This is a genomic window from Sphingomonas sp. CCH9-F2 (assembly GCF_001556735.1).
GTDB classification, from domain to species: Bacteria; Pseudomonadota; Alphaproteobacteria; order Sphingomonadales; family Sphingomonadaceae; genus Sphingomonas; species Sphingomonas ginsenosidimutans.
Window position 1 is genome coordinate 1 of sequence record NZ_LSJO01000561.1, and the last position, 13,965, is coordinate 13,965.

A 13,965-nucleotide genomic window follows, 5' to 3' on the forward strand; every position below is an offset into this window, starting at 1 on the left:
CCCGCCGCTGGTGCCGCGGGCCGGTTCCTCCGCGCTGGCGTTGCCGCGGCGCTACGTGGTGCCGGGCGGGCGGTTCCGCGAAATGTATTATTGGGACAGCTATTTCACGATGCTGGGGCTGGAGGCGGACGGCCACGGCGACCTGACGCGCGACATGATCGAGGATTTCGTGTCGCTGGTCGCGCGCTACGGCCATGTCCCCAACGGCACGCGCAGTTATTACGTCAGCCGATCGCAGCCGCCGTTCCTGTACCTGATGATGGGGCTGGTGCCCGATGTCGACCGCGCGACGCAGGCGCGCTGGCTGGACGCGCTGATCGCCGAACATGGTTTCTGGATCGCGCAGCGCAGCGTCGCGATGCCCGATGGCGCGACGTTGCAGCGTTATGGCGACGCGCGGTTCACCCCGCGCGACGAATCGTGGCGCGAGGATGTGGAGACCGGGGCGGGCGACCGGCAGCGGTACAACGACCTGCGCGCGGGCGCGGAAAGCGGCTGGGACTTTTCCTCGCGTTGGCTGGCGGACGGGCGGACGCTGGCGACGATCGACACGACGCGGATCGTGCCGGTCGATCTCAACAGCCTGCTCTACGGGATGGAGCGCGCGATCGCGACGCGGTGCCGCGCGCTGGGCCGGGCCTGTGCAGGCGATTTCGACCGGATGGCGGACACGCGCCGCGCCGCGATCGAACGCTGGCTGTGGAGCGCGGACGAGGGGCGCTACGGCGATTTCGACCTGACCGCCGGGCGGCTGCGCGCGGGCGTGACCGCGGCGACCGCCTATCCGCTGTTCACCGGGGTCGCCGCGCCCGATCGCGGCGCGCGTGCCGCCGATACGATCGCGCGCGTGCTGCTGGCGCCCAACGGCCTGCGTACCACGACGGTGGCGACCGGGCAGCAATGGGACAAGCCCAACGGCTGGGCGCCGCTGCAATGGATCGCGGTCGGGGGCGTGGCGCGATACGGCCGCGACGACGTGGCGCGAATGATCGGCACGCGCTTCCTGGCGACGGTGGAGCGCGAATATCGCGCGTCGGGCAAGCTGCTGGAGAAGTACGACGTCGAGGAAAGCCGCCCCGGCGGCGGCGGCGAATATCCGACGCAGGACGGCTTCGGCTGGACCAACGGCGTCACGCGCGCCTTGCAGGAGCGGTTTGCGCGCTGAGCGGCGCGCAATTTGCCTCAATAGGCGGCGGTGAAGCGGGCGCGGGGGTGGCGATGCTGTTCCAGTTCGTCCGCCATGGCGATCGCATAATCGGCGAAGCTGATCCGGCTCTGCCCCTGCGCATCGGTGACGAGGCGATCGGTGCCGGTGCGATAATGGCCGAGCCGCGGTCCCTCCTCGATCAGCGCGGCGGGCGAGAAGAACGTCCAGTCGATGCCTGTCTCGTCGCGCAGCGCGTCGAGGAAGCGGATCCCGCCCATCGCGAATTCGCGCCATTCGTCGGGAAAATCGGGCGAATCGATCAGTCTTTGGCCGGGAGCGACCTCCAGGCTGGCGGCGCCACCCGTCACCAGCAGGCGTGGCACGCCGGCGGCGCGCAGCGCGGACAGCAGCGTGTCGGCGGTGACGTCGAAGTGCAATGCGCTGACGACCGCGTCATGCCCGCGGATCAGCGCGGTTAGCGCGGCGGGATCGGCGGCATCTCCGGCGATGGCGGTGACGCCCGGCGCGGCGGCGATCGCCTGCGGCTTGCGCGCGACTGCGGTCACCTGATGTCCACGCGCCGCCAGTTCCCTGGTGATCTGCGATCCGGCGCGTCCGCTGGCGCCCAGTACGGCAACCTTCATATCTCGACTCCTAGGTTTCCAATAGTGACCTGATTGGCTATGGTGACCGGAGCATGCAAGAAGGCACCTTATCCGCATCTGGTCACCCCGGCGTAACCGAGCGTTTGCCCGAATGGACACGCGGCGATGTATTTGCGGCGCAATGCCCGACGCGCCAACTGCTGGACCGGGTAGGCGACAAATGGAGCGTGCTGGTTCTGATCCTGTTGGCCGACCGCGACTGCCGGTTTAACGAACTGAAGCGGCAGGTCGGCGGCATTTCGCAGAAGATGCTGAGCCAGACGCTGCGCGCGCTGGAACGCGACGGGCTGGTGCGCCGCGATGTTGCGCCGACCATGCCGGTGACGGTCAGCTATGCCCTGACCCCGCTGGGTGCCGACCTGATCGCGGCGCTGCGTCTGATGATCGACTGGGCCGAGACGCGGATGCCCGACGTGGTCGTGGCGCGGCGGCGGTATGACGAGCGGGCGACCGCCACATGAACGTTCACGATCCGACAAGATACGCAAGCGAATAAAGAACACCATATGAACATTTGGTGGTGGAGGTGTGCTTCTCCACAGTGATATCCTTGCGCCGTCAGCAGGGAGAATGATCGTGAAGAATGTTATCAGGCAGGTGACTGTGGCGGCGAAGACGTTGTGGAACGCGCCGTTGGTGCAGATGGCGGTGATCGCTTATGGTGCGTGGTCCACGTTCCGGCTGAGCTGGTGGATGGTCGGCGATGCTTTCGAACATGGCGACTTTGCTGGCTATCGCGCGACCATCGTTTATACCGCGCCGGTGCTGTTGAGCATCGCGCTGATCCGGGCGATCCTGCTCAAGCCGAAGGCGGAAGCGGTGCCCGGATTCTGGGGTTGGCTCGCGCGGTTGTGAGCCGTCAGGGGCGGCGCGGACTGGTCCTCAGTGGAAATCGTGGCTCTTGATCGGGATGACGTCTTCCGCCCGGTCGCGGAAGTGATAGTCGGAGCGGGGGGCGGGGCGCCATTGCTTGTCCTTGTAGCCCTTGTCCCCGCGATCGGGGGCGCCGGGATGCGTCGCGCCGTCGCCGCGCGCGACCAGGCGGGGGAGGTCGATCTCCCCCACCTCGCGCAGCATGCCCGTCAGGTCGGTGACGCGATCGACGATGACGTGGATCACCGCGCCTTCCTTCTGCACCTGCCCGCGCAAGGATACCATCGCGGCGGACATGACGGTGCGGCGCTGCGCCTCGAACCGGTCGGGCCACAGGATGCCGTTGGCGACGCCGGTTTCGTCCTCGATCGTGATGAACAGCACGCCCTTGGCCGAGCCGGGGCGCTGGCGGACGAGGATGATCCCGGCGACCTCCACCCATTTGCCGTCGTGCGCGGCCAGATCGGCGCAGCGCACCACGCATCGTGCCGCCAACTGTGCGCGCAGGAACGACAAGGGATGCGCGCGCAGCGACAATTGCGTGGCGCGGTAATCCTCCACCACCTCGCGCCCGCCGGTAAGCCGGGCGAGCGTGACCGGCTCCTCGCGCCGTTCGACCGCGGCGAGCAGCGGCAGCGGCGTCTCGCCAAGCCCGCGGATCGCCCATAAAGCCTGCCGCCGGTCCAGCCCCAGCGCATGGAAGGCATCGGCGCGCGCCAGCTTTTCCAGTGTGGCGAGCGGCACGCCGGATCGGCGCCAGATATCCTCCACCGAGGTGAAGCGCGTCTGCGCCCGCGCGGTCAGGATTCGCCCCGCGTCCGCGCCCGACAGGCCGGTGACGATGCGTAGCCCCAGCCGCAGATCGCACCGCGCGCCGTCGGTTCGCGGCGGCGTGCTGCAGCTACCCTGGTCCCGGTGAGACATTTTCCCCTCACCCAAACCCTCTCCCCGGCGGGGAGAGGGCTCAAGCAGCGACGTGTCCCATTCGCTTTCCAGCACGCACACCGGATGGATCACGATGCCGTGCTCGCGCGCGTCGCGCACGATCTGCGCCGGGGCGTAGAAGCCCATCGGCTGCGCATTGAGCAGCGCGGCGCAGAAGACGTCGGGATGATGGCATTTCATCCATGACGAGGCATAGGCGATCTTCGCGAAGCTGGCGGCGTGGCTTTCGGGAAAGCCGTAGCTGCCGAACCCCTCGATCTGCTGGACCAGCCGCTCGGCGAACGCCTCCGATATCCCGTTGGCGCGCATTCCGGCGATCAGCCGCTCGCGGAAATGCGCGACCCCGCCGGTCAGCTTGAACGTCGCCATCGCACGGCGCAACTGGTCCGCCTCGCCCGGAGTGAAGCCCGCGCCCAGCACCGCGACCTGCATCGCCTGTTCCTGGAACAGCGGCACGCCCAGGGTCTTTTGCAGGACCGTGCGCAGCTTCTCGCTGGGATATTCCACCGCCTCCTTGCCCTCACGCCGCTTCAGATAGGGGTGGACCATGTTGCCCTGGATCGGGCCGGGCCGCACGATCGCGACCTGGATCGCGATGTCGTAGAATTCGCGCGGCTTCATCCGCGGCAACATGCTCATCTGCGCGCGGCTTTCGATCTGGAACACGCCCAACGTGTCGGCGCGCTGCATCATCGCATAGGTGGCCGGATCGTCCTCCTGCATCACCGGGCTGGCCATCGTCATGCGGATGCTCTTGTGCGCCTCCAGCAGGTCGAAGGCGCGGCGCATGCAGCCCAGCATCCCCAGGCCGAGGATATCGACCTTCATGAAGCCCAGCTGCTCGATATCGTCCTTTTCCCATTCGATGACGTGGCGATCGACCATCGCGGCGGGTTCGATCGGCACCAGATCGTGGAGCGGTGCGCGGGTCAGCACGAAGCCGCCGGGATGCTGCGACAGATGACGCGGGGTGCCGATCAGCTCGCGCGCCAGTTCGAGCGCGAGCGCAAGCCGCGGTTCGCCCGCGTCGAGGTTGAGCGCGGCGACATGCTCGGTCGGCACGCCCTCGTTCGACCAGCCCCATACCTGGCTGGCGAGCGCGCCGGTCATGTCCTCCGGCAGGCCCAGCGCCTTACCCACCTCGCGGATCGCGCCGCGGGTGCGGAACCGGCTGACCACCGCGGTCAGCGCGGCATGATCGCGGCCGTAATGGTCGTAGATGAACTGGATCACCTCCTCGCGCCGTTCGTGTTCGAAATCGACGTCGATATCGGGCGGCTCGCGGCGTTCCTCCGACACGAAGCGTTCGAACAGTAGCTGGTGCTTGACCGGGTCGATCGAGGTGATGCCCAGCGCGAAGCAGATCACCGAATTGGCCGCTGATCCGCGGCCCTGGCACAATATCTCCTGGCTGCGCGCGAACTGCACGATCGAATTCACGGTGAGGAAATAGGGGGCATAGTCCATTCTCGCGACCAGCCCCAATTCGTGGTTCAGCAGGTCGACATAGGCGCGCGGCGGGTGCGCGCCGAACCGCTGGCGCAGGCCGTTCCATGCCAGCGTCGCCAGCGCGTCCTGTGCGGTCTTGCCGGGGATCACCTCCTCATCCGGGTAATGATAGGTCAGGTCGCGCAGCGAGAAGGTGCAGCGCTCGACGATCGCCTCCACCGCCGCCAGCGCATCGGGATGGTGGCGGAACAGCCGCGCCATGTCGGCGGGCGGTTTCAGATGGCGGTCGGCGTGGCGCTCGCGGCGCAGGCCCAGATCGTCGATCGTGCATTTCTCGCGGATCGCGGTGACGACGTCCTGCAACCGCCGCCGGTCGGGATGGTGGTAGAGCACGTCGCCGGTGGCGAGCGGGGAAAGGCCGTGCGCGCGCGCCGCCAGCGCCGCTTCGTGCAGGCGCAGCGCCTCGCCCGGGCGGCGGCGGTGCGTCAGGCAGACGTGCCCGCGATCGGGGAACAGCTCCGCCATCCAGCGCAGCGCGCGTGCGTCATCCTCCCCCGGCACCAGCGCGGCGACCATGCCGTCGGCATGCGCCGCGACATCGTCCCAGTGGAGGAAGCAGCGGCCCTTTTCGCCGTGCTGCGCATCGGCGCGGTTCTTGCCGAGCGACAGGAGGCGCGTCAGCCGGCTCCACGCCGCGGCATCCTGCGGCCAGACCAGCAGCGACGTGCCGTCGACCAGATCGAGCCGGCAGCCGGGCAGCGCGCGCACGGCGGCGCCGCCGTCCTTCGCCACCTGTTCGCTGGCGTAGAGCGCGCGCACCACGCCGGCGACCGAATTGCGATCGACGATCCCCAGCGCGGGCATCCCCATTAGTGCGGCGGTGGCGAACAGCTCCTCGCACGACGAAGCGCCGCGCAGGAAGGAATAATGGGTGGTGACCTGCAGCTCGCTGTACGTCACTGGCGTATCCGACGCGAAATGACTATATCAAATGGTCGGTTGGAGGTGGGCATGGGCAAGATCGTCGGCATCACCGAGTTCAAGGCGAAGTGCATCGCGCTGCTCAACGAAATGGAGCGCAGCGGCGAACCGCTGACGATTACGCGGCGCGGCAAGCCGTCGCTGACGCTGACGGCTAAGGGGGAAGGACGGGTCGGACAGCAGCCGCCCCGCGCGTCGGCGTTCGGGATGTTGCGCCATCCGCAATATCGCTTCGACGATCCCTTCAGCCCGGCGGTGGCGCCGGAGGAATGGGACGCGAACAATCCGGACGAACTGTATCGCGCGCGATGATCGTCATCGACACCCACGCGCTGGTGTGGCTGGTTCAGGGTGATCCACGGCTCGGCGCGACGGCGAGGGAGATCATCGAGGAATCGCGGAGCCTCGATGGCGTCTACATCCCGGCCATCGTCCCATGGGAAATCGCGATGCTGGTCGACAAGGATCGCGTGTCGCTGGGGTTGGCGGTCGATGCCTGGTTCGGACACATCCTGGCAAGTCCCGGCTTCCGACTGGCGCCACTGGAACTCGCGACGGCGATCGATGCCGGTCTTCTGCCGGGAAGCATCCATGGCGACCCGGGCGACCGGATCGTGATCGCCACGGCACGCGGCCTGCACCTGCCAGTGCTGACCGCGGACGAAAAGATCCTCGCCTATGCCGCCGCCGGGCACGTCGGCGCGATCGACGCGCGCGCCTAGCGGCGATCGGCACCGTTCCCGCATCCACCGGCCCACAGGCGCGCAAGCCGCTGCGGACGCCTTGTCGCCGCCTAGCCGAAGGTGCCGTGCATGTACCATGACAGGTCGCCCGTTTCGATGCGTTCGGCGTCGCCGCGGCGGAACAGCCAGAAGCGGCGGCCATCCTCGTCCTCCACCTGATAATAGTCGCGCACCGCATCGCGTTCGGCGGCGCGGCGCCACCATTCGCCGGCGATCCGTTCCGGCCCGTCGCCGCGCACGATGCGGTGCGTCATGCCGCGCCAGGTGAAGCGGCGCGGCGGCTGGTCGGGCAGGCCGGCGATGACATTGTCGACCGGTTCGGGCCGGCGCAGCAGCCGCGCGGGGCGCGGCCAGCGCGGGTGCCACGGATGGTCGCGCCCGCGCCGGTCGAGCCGGCGCACGTCGTCGCGGGCGGGCGCCGCGGCGGCGCGCGCCGGCGGATCGAGCGGCGCGGCGGTGGCCACCGACCGTTCGGGCACGTCGCTTTCCACCGCGCGCGCACGCCACAGCCGGCGCGCGCCGATGCGGTTGACGATCGCATCGACCAGCGGCGCCAGATCGAGGCGCTCGCCCGCCGCCAGATCGTCGTCGAACGCCTGCGCGCCCAGTGGATCGGCGCGCTGTACGTGGAGCGCCAGCGTCTCGATCCCGAAACCGGGGTCGAGCCGGTCGATCCGCCGCACCAGCAGCCGCAGCAGGTGGTCGGGTGCGCGGGTGGGGCGCGCCAGCCCGACGCGGACCAGCTGCACCGCGGCATCGACGCGCGTCGCCGCCAGCACCACCGATCGCGCGCCCCGCCCGGCGCGCGCCAGTTCGTCGCACAGCCGCGCGACCAGCCGGGCGATCCAGTGCGCGATCGGCTCGGCGGTCAGCAGCGGCTCGGCGAAGCGTTGCTCCACGACGATCGCGGTCGGCGGTACGACCGGGGCGAGCGGTTCGGCGACTCGCCCGCTCGCCTGGTCGAGCCGGTCGGCCACCTGCCGCCCGAAGCGGCGCACCAGCGGCGCGCGGGGCAGCGCCGCCAGCTGCCCGACCGTGTCCACCCCCAGCCGGCGCAGCAGTTCGAGCGCATGATCCTCCACGCGCAGCGCGGCGGCGGGCAGCGGCGCGATCGCGGCGATCGTCTCGCCGGGCGGCAGGACCGTCACTCCGCCAGCGCCGGGCCGCGCATGATGCGCGCAGGCCCAGGCCGCGCCGGTCGTGTCGGCGATCGCGAGCCGCGCGGTGATCCCCAGCCGCGCCAGCAGCCGCACGATCCGCCGCGCCATCCGCGCTTCCCCGCCATGCAGATGCGCGACGCCGGTCACGTCCAGGAACAGCGATTGCGCATCCGCGATCGCCACCACCGGGGTCCAGCGTTGCGCCAGCGCCACCGCCAGCCGGTGGAGGTCGCGCGCGTCGCCATCGGGATCGGCATCGCGCACCACCACGTCAGGCGTCGCGGCGCGCACCTGCGTCAGCGCCATGCCCGGCGCGATCCCCAGCGCGCGCGCGGCGGGGGAGGCGGCGGTGATCTCCACCCGGCTGCCGATCTTGTGCACGGTGACGAGCGGCGCGGCGCCATCGCCGGCCGCGGGCGGCGCGCTGCGGGGATCGGGCGGGCAGACGCGCGCGACCGTGTCCGCGGTGCTGCGTCCGGTGTCGAAGAAGGCGGCGACATCCTTCACCGTCGCGCCGGCGTCGTTGGAGCCGGGACGGCGCTCCTTCGCGGCGAGTTTGTCGGGATGGGGGCCGTCGCCGGGGTAGCGGATCGCGGGCATCGTGCGCCAGGTGGCGAGGGGAACGGGCGCGCCCGCTCCTTTCGTCACCCCAGCGGAGGCTGGGGGTCCTGCGTGGCGTCGGCAGTCCTCTTGCCGCGAGGGATCCCGGCCTTCGCCGGGATGACGGTGCGAAGGCAGCGGATCGGGGCAGGGCGCGCGCATTCCTGCGTCCGTCCTGCGCACCGGCACCCCGGCGGGTTCCGGCCAGCCGCTCGCCTTGCCGCCGTCATCGCCGGGCAGCCTTTTGTACGGATGGTCGGCCGCCTCGCTGCGGCGCCCCATCTCGCGCATCGGCGGGCGCTGGTGCGCGGGCAGCGCGGCGATGCGGCGGGCGACGTCGGCGCGGGTGTCGCCGCCCCATACGCCGCTTTCCTCCCGCGCCCATTTCGCGCCGGGGCGCCAGCCGCTGTTGCGCGGCGCATCGCACTGCTTGCCGCCCTGTTCGGCATCGCTCGCCGCCTTGAGCGCGGCAAGATCGAGCGCCACGCGCTCAGGCGGCGGCGCGAGCGCCGGCTCCGCCCGCCGCAGCCGGTCGATCGACCAGTCGGGCAGGTAGAGCGATGCGACCCGTTTCATCGCATGCCTCCACAAGCAGTTGGAAAGATTCGCCGCCGCGCTGCCGCGCCAGCGCGACGTCCCAACGCGCGCGCCCGATTCCCGCGACCGGCAGCGGCGCTGAGGGAGCCGAGGCGATGCGCCAGCGCGTGACCGCGGCGGACGGGACAGCGAAGGGGTCGGCATCCTCACGCGCGTGCCGCTTCAGCAGCAGTGCGATCGTCCGCCCACCCTCGGCCGCCAGTTGCAGCCGGCGGGTCGAGGCCATCGCGGCGCGGCGCGTCTCCCCGATTACCGCGCCCAGCGCACGGTGGCGCAATCCTTCCTCCATCAGCGCCAGCACCTCGGCATCGTCGGCCGCCTCGGCATAGAGGACGCGCTCCGGCGACAGGCCGGACTGGTAGAGGCCGGGCGCGAACAGGTCGCGGCGGCGCACCACCCACAGCACCGGCCCCCACGCGCGCGCCGCGATCCCGGCCAGGAACAGCGTGGCGGAGGCATCGTCGCCCAGCGCCGGGGTGGCGGCGGCGACCTCGTGCAGCGCATCCAGCCGCAGCCCGCCGTCCGTCAGCCGCGAATCGATCGCCTCGGCACCGAAGGGCAGCACCGCACGGCGGCGATGGCCGTCGCCTTCGATGGCGCGGAGCGTGGCGCGCAGCGATTCGAGGACGCTCGGACAGGTCACGGGTGGCACGACTCCCAGGAAGGACAATCGTTCCTATTTTGTTCTCATGATCCGAGTCGAGTCAATCCATTGCCGCCACGATGTTTTCGGACCCGTGGGGTGCGTTCCCGGCATTTTCCTGTCGCACAAAGACGCCCCGACCCTCTTTCGCTTCGCTTGAAATATAATTACAAGCGAATGATACTAGTGGTCGCGCACCCGTCAGGGTGGCGATGCCCGAGGAGAGTGACGTGGTTGACGCGCTGAGCAACCTGAAGCCGCTGTCGCTGCACGTGCCGGAGCCGAAATTCCGGCCCGGCGATGCGGTGGACTTCGCCGATGTCGAGGTGCCCGCCGCCGGATCGGTGCGCCGCCCCGACACCCTGGCGCCGGCGCAGGACTTCACCGACCTGGCTTATACGATGGTGCGCGTGCTGGACGAGGACGGGCAGGCGGTCGGCCCGTGGAACCCGCAACTGTCCCCCGACCGCCTGCGCCGGATGCTGCGCGACATGGCGATGGTGCGCGCCTTCGACGAACGCATGTTCCGCGCGCAGCGGCAGGGCAAGACCAGCTTCTACATGAAGTCGCTGGGCGAGGAGGCGGTGGCGATCGCCGCCGCGCATGCGCTGGACGACGAGGACATGTGCTTCCCGTCCTACCGCCAGCAGGGGTTGCTGATCGCGCGCGGCTGCCCGCTGGTCGACATGATGAACCAGATCTATTCGAACACTGGCGACAAGCTGCAGGGCAAGCAGTTGCCGATCATGTATTCGGAAAAGCGCTTCGGCTTCTTCTCGATCTCCGGCAACCTGACGACGCAATATCCGCAGGCGGTCGGCTGGGCGATGGCATCGGCGTCGAAGGGCGACACGCGGATCGCCGCGACCTGGTGCGGGGAGGGTTCGACTGCGGAGGGCGACTTCCACTCCGCGCTGACCTTCGCCACGGTCTATCGCGCGCCGGTGATCTTCAACGTCGTCAACAATCAATGGGCGATCAGCAGCTTCTCGGGCTTCGCGGGGGCGGAGGCGACGACCTTCGCCGCGCGCGCGATCGGTTACGGGATCGCCGGGCTGCGCGTGGACGGCAATGACGCGCTGGCGGTCTATGCCGCGACCGCCTGGGCCGCGGAGCGCGCGCGCACCAACGCCGGGCCGACACTGATCGAACATTTCACCTATCGCGCGGAAGGCCATTCGACGTCGGACGACCCGACGCAATATCGCTCCGCGGGCGAGCCGACCGCCTGGCCGCTGGGCGACCCGATCCGGCGGCTGAAGGATCATCTGATCGCGCTCGGCGAATGGGACGAGGACCGTCAGGCGGCGATGGACCGCGAGGTCGCGGAGGCGGTGAAGACCGCGCAGAAGGAGGCCGAGAAGAACGGCATCCTGGGCCACGGCCTGCACCAGCCGCTCGACACGCTGTTCGACGGCGTGTTCGAGGAGATGCCCTGGCATTTGCGCGAACAGCGCCAGCAGATGATCGACGAGGAAACCGCGAGCGGGCGGCCATGGGCGCGCAAGTGACAATGGCATCCGTCACCCCGGCGAACGCCGGGGTCTCGCGCCGCAAGGGCGCGCTTCGTAACAGGGAGATCCCAGCGTTCGCTGGGATGACGTTGCTTTGACCGACACGATCGAACAGCCGGTGGACGATACCACCACCCGCATGAACATGATCCAGGCGATCAATTCCGCGATGGACGTCACGATGGCGCGCGATCCGGCGATCGTCGTCATGGGGGAGGACGTCGGCTATTTCGGCGGCGTCTTCCGCGCGACGGCGGGGCTGCAGAAGAAATACGGCAAGACCCGCGTCTTCGACACGCCGATCACCGAATGCGGAATCATCGGCGTGGCGGTCGGCATGGGCGCCTATGGCCTGCGCCCCGTCCCGGAAATCCAGTTCGCCGATTACATCTACCCTGCGCTGGACCAGCTGGTCAGCGAGGCGGCGCGGCTGCGCTATCGTTCGGGGGGCGAGTTCACCGCGCCGCTGACGGTGCGCTCGCCGTTCGGCGGCGGCATCTTCGGCGGGCAGACGCATTCGCAGTCGCCGGAGGGCATCTTCACCCATGTGTCGGGCGTGAAGACCGTCATCCCCTCCACCCCCTATGACGCCAAGGGGCTGCTGATCGCCGCGATCGAGGACAATGACCCGGTGATCTTCTTCGAGCCGAAGCGCATCTACAACGGTCCGTTCAACGGCCATTGGGACCGCCCGGCGGAGAACTGGTCGAAGCACCCCGGCGGCGCGGTGCCGGAGGGTTATTACACGATCCCGCTGGGCAAGGCGAACGTGGTCCGCGCGGGCGAGGCGGTGACGATGCTCGCTTACGGCACGATGGTGCATGTCTGCGCGCAGGTCGTCGCCGATACCGGCGTCGATGCCGAGATCGTCGACCTGCGCACGCTCGTCCCCCTCGACATCGAGACGATCGAGGCGAGCGTGAAGAAGACCGGCCGCTGCATGATCGTCCACGAGGCGACGCGCACCAGCGGCTTCGGGGCGGAGCTGGCGGCGTTGGTGCAGGAGCGCTGCTTCTACCACCTGGAAGCGCCGGTCGTGCGCGTCACCGGCTTCGACACGCCGTACCCGCACAGCCTGGAATGGGCCTATTTCCCCGGACCGGTGCGGATCGGCCAGGCGCTCAAGAAGATTCTGAAGGACTAAGGCAGATGGCGCGTTTCACCTTCAAGCTGCCCGACATCGGCGAGGGCATTTCCGAGGCGGAGATCGTGGCGTGGCACGTCAAGGTCGGCGACCGTGTCGAGGAGGACCAGAGCCTCGCCGACATGATGACCGACAAGGCGACCGTGGAGATGGAATCGCCGGTCGCGGGCGTGGTGGTCGAGATCGCGGGCGAGGTCGGCGACCAGGTGTCGATCGGCGCGCCGCTGGTGGTGATCGAGACCGAGGGCGAGGGCGAAGGGGCGGCCACCGAGCCGAACACGCTGGAAGCCGAAAACCCCGGTGTCGAGGAAGCGGCCGATAAGCCCTCTCCCCCACGGGGAGAGAGTTTGGGGGAGGGGGCGGTGTCTGATGGAGAGGTCGGTCTCGGTGAGACCCCGGCCCCTCACCCCAACCCTCTCCCCGCAGGGGAGAGGGAGTCAGACGCGCGCCAAACCCCCGTCCTCGCTTCCCCCGCGGTGCGTGCGCGCGCGACGGATCTGGGCGTTGACCTGTCACAGGTGCGCATCGCCGAGGGCGATCGCATCCGCCATTCCGACCTCGACGCCTATTTGCGCTACAACGCCGGGCAGGGTTACCAGCGCCCCCATGCCAGCCACGCGCGCGCCGACGAGGAGGTGCGCGTCATCGGGATGCGCCGCCGTATCGCCGAGAATATGGCGGCGTCGAAGCGCAACATCCCGCACTTCACCTATGTCGACGAGATCGATGTCACCGAACTGGAGCGGGTGCGCGCGGACCTGAACGCCTACCGCGGGCCGCGGCCGAAGCTGACGATGCTGCCACTGCTGATCGTCGCCATCTGTCGCACCTTGCCCGATTTTCCGATGCTCAACGCGCGCTACGACGATGAGGCGGGCGTGGTGACGCGGTCGGGGCGGGTGCATCTGGGAATGGCGACGCAGACCGATGCGGGGCTGACCGTGCCCGTCATTCGCGACGCGCAGGATCGCAACGTCTGGCAGCTGGCGAGCGAGATCACGCGGCTGGCGGAGGCGGCGCGCGCCAGCAAGCTGAAGCCGGACGAGATGGGCGGGGGAACGATCACCGTCACCTCGCTGGGGCCGCTGGGCGGGATCGCGACCACTCCGGTTATCAACCGCCCCGAAGTGGCGATCATCGGGCCGAACAAGATCGTCGAGCGGCCGGTGTTCCGACCGAACGGGCAGGGGGGCGACGATATCGTGCGGGCGAAGCTGATGAACCTGTCGATCAGCTGCGATCATCGCGTGGTCGATGGCTGGGACGCGGCCAGTTACGTCCAGGCGCTGAAGAAGCTGCTGGAGACGCCGGTGCTGTTGTTCGCGGACTGATAGCGGTGCATGGGGGCGCCCATGCACCTAGACCTGATCCAGTCGCTCAGCCTGTGCGGGACGCCGGGCACGCCCAATGACGATCGCCTTGGCGCCAGCGCGCGCGCCGGATGGGTAATCGACGGCGCCACCGACCTGGGACCGCCGGGGTTGATGGGGGATCAGGGTGGGGC

At 69.3% G+C, this 13,965-nt stretch carries 12 protein-coding genes; 8 read left to right on the top strand and 4 right to left on the bottom strand.

The features are described from left to right. Nucleotides 1-1,165 (top strand): trehalase family glycosidase (locus tag AX685_RS15785; protein WP_066490364.1); only part of this gene is annotated, 1,165 nt, incomplete at its 5' end. Nucleotides 1,166-1,182: 17 nt separating this feature from the next. On the opposite strand, the gene AX685_RS15790 is transcribed toward AX685_RS15785, so the two are convergent. Beyond that, a complete protein-coding gene (locus tag AX685_RS15790) occupies nucleotides 1,183-1,791 on the bottom strand; it encodes an NAD(P)-dependent oxidoreductase (protein ID WP_066490367.1) in 609 nt (202 codons plus the stop codon). A gap of 104 nt (nucleotides 1,792-1,895) precedes the next feature. Here AX685_RS15790 and AX685_RS15795 point away from each other — a divergent pair, with 104 nt between their 5' ends. Together AX685_RS15795 and AX685_RS15800 are read left to right on the top strand one after the other, a co-directional pair. Beyond that, complete coding sequence (locus tag AX685_RS15795) at nucleotides 1,896-2,273, top strand: winged helix-turn-helix transcriptional regulator (RefSeq protein WP_066490368.1); 378 nt, start codon at nucleotides 1,896-1,898, stop codon at nucleotides 2,271-2,273. A 115-nt stretch (nucleotides 2,274-2,388) separates the two neighbouring features. Beyond that, a complete protein-coding gene (locus tag AX685_RS15800; RefSeq protein ID WP_156445858.1) occupies nucleotides 2,389-2,667 on the top strand; it encodes a hypothetical protein in 279 nt (92 codons plus the stop codon). A gap of 27 nt (nucleotides 2,668-2,694) precedes the next feature. Here the strand turns inward: AX685_RS15800 and AX685_RS15805 are convergent, their stop codons facing one another. Next, nucleotides 2,695-6,039: an error-prone DNA polymerase gene (locus tag AX685_RS15805; RefSeq protein WP_066490370.1), complete on the bottom strand. Its 3,345-nt coding sequence runs from the start codon at nucleotides 6,037-6,039 to the stop codon at nucleotides 2,695-2,697. 51 nt (nucleotides 6,040-6,090) lie between these two features. Here AX685_RS15805 and AX685_RS15810 point away from each other — a divergent pair, with 51 nt between their 5' ends. Both AX685_RS15810 and AX685_RS15815 read left to right on the top strand, forming a co-directional pair. Further along, nucleotides 6,091-6,372 (top strand): type II toxin-antitoxin system Phd/YefM family antitoxin, encoded by a 282-nt coding sequence (locus tag AX685_RS15810; protein ID WP_066490371.1) that lies wholly within the window; start codon nucleotides 6,091-6,093, stop codon nucleotides 6,370-6,372. After that, nucleotides 6,369-6,782 carry a type II toxin-antitoxin system VapC family toxin gene (locus AX685_RS15815; protein WP_066490374.1) on the top strand — a complete coding sequence of 138 codons (414 nt, stop codon included), beginning with the start codon at nucleotides 6,369-6,371 and terminating at the stop codon, nucleotides 6,780-6,782. Before AX685_RS15810 ends, AX685_RS15815 begins: the two co-directional genes overlap by 4 nt. Before the next feature lie 71 nt (nucleotides 6,783-6,853). Here AX685_RS15815 and AX685_RS15820 read toward each other — a convergent pair whose 3' ends face one another. Then, nucleotides 6,854-9,139 (bottom strand): Y-family DNA polymerase, encoded by a 2,286-nt coding sequence (locus AX685_RS15820; RefSeq protein ID WP_066490376.1) that lies wholly within the window; start codon nucleotides 9,137-9,139, stop codon nucleotides 6,854-6,856. Continuing rightward, nucleotides 9,054-9,803, bottom strand: coding sequence for an ImuA family protein (locus AX685_RS15825; protein ID WP_231738939.1), 750 nt, complete (start codon nucleotides 9,801-9,803; stop codon nucleotides 9,054-9,056). The genes AX685_RS15820 and AX685_RS15825 overlap by 86 nt, the downstream gene beginning before the upstream one ends. A gap of 212 nt (nucleotides 9,804-10,015) precedes the next feature. On the opposite strand from AX685_RS15825, the gene AX685_RS15830 reads away from it, so the two are divergent. From AX685_RS15830 to AX685_RS15840, 3 genes are all read left to right on the top strand, one after another. Further along, nucleotides 10,016-11,314 carry a 3-methyl-2-oxobutanoate dehydrogenase (2-methylpropanoyl-transferring) subunit alpha gene (locus AX685_RS15830; RefSeq protein ID WP_066490379.1) on the top strand — a complete coding sequence of 433 codons (1,299 nt, stop codon included), beginning with the start codon at nucleotides 10,016-10,018 and terminating at the stop codon, nucleotides 11,312-11,314. 142 nt (nucleotides 11,315-11,456) lie between these two features. Continuing rightward, nucleotides 11,457-12,461 carry an alpha-ketoacid dehydrogenase subunit beta gene (locus tag AX685_RS15835; RefSeq protein ID WP_066490382.1) on the top strand — a complete coding sequence of 335 codons (1,005 nt, stop codon included), beginning with the start codon at nucleotides 11,457-11,459 and terminating at the stop codon, nucleotides 12,459-12,461. Between the two features lie 5 nt (nucleotides 12,462-12,466). Next, nucleotides 12,467-13,792: a dihydrolipoamide acetyltransferase family protein gene (locus AX685_RS15840; protein ID WP_066490381.1), complete on the top strand. Its 1,326-nt coding sequence runs from the start codon at nucleotides 12,467-12,469 to the stop codon at nucleotides 13,790-13,792. Nucleotides 13,793-13,965 lie beyond the last annotated feature (173 nt).

What these genes read in the sequence shown, in the direction of transcription:
- AX685_RS15790 (WP_066490367.1), bottom strand. Translation starts at nt 1,791, where the DNA reads ATGAAGGTTGCCGTACTGGGCGCCAGCGGACGCGCCGGATCGCAGATC.
- AX685_RS15810 (WP_066490371.1), top strand. Translation starts at nt 6,091, where the DNA reads ATGGGCAAGATCGTCGGCATCACCGAGTTCAAGGCGAAGTGCATCGCG.
- AX685_RS15815 (WP_066490374.1), top strand. Translation starts at nt 6,369, where the DNA reads ATGATCGTCATCGACACCCACGCGCTGGTGTGGCTGGTTCAGGGTGAT.
- AX685_RS15820 (WP_066490376.1), bottom strand. Translation starts at nt 9,139, where the DNA reads ATGAAACGGGTCGCATCGCTCTACCTGCCCGACTGGTCGATCGACCGG.
- AX685_RS15830 (WP_066490379.1), top strand. Translation starts at nt 10,016, where the DNA reads ATGCCCGAGGAGAGTGACGTGGTTGACGCGCTGAGCAACCTGAAGCCG.
- AX685_RS15835 (WP_066490382.1), top strand. Translation starts at nt 11,457, where the DNA reads ATGAACATGATCCAGGCGATCAATTCCGCGATGGACGTCACGATGGCG.
- AX685_RS15840 (WP_066490381.1), top strand. Translation starts at nt 12,467, where the DNA reads ATGGCGCGTTTCACCTTCAAGCTGCCCGACATCGGCGAGGGCATTTCC.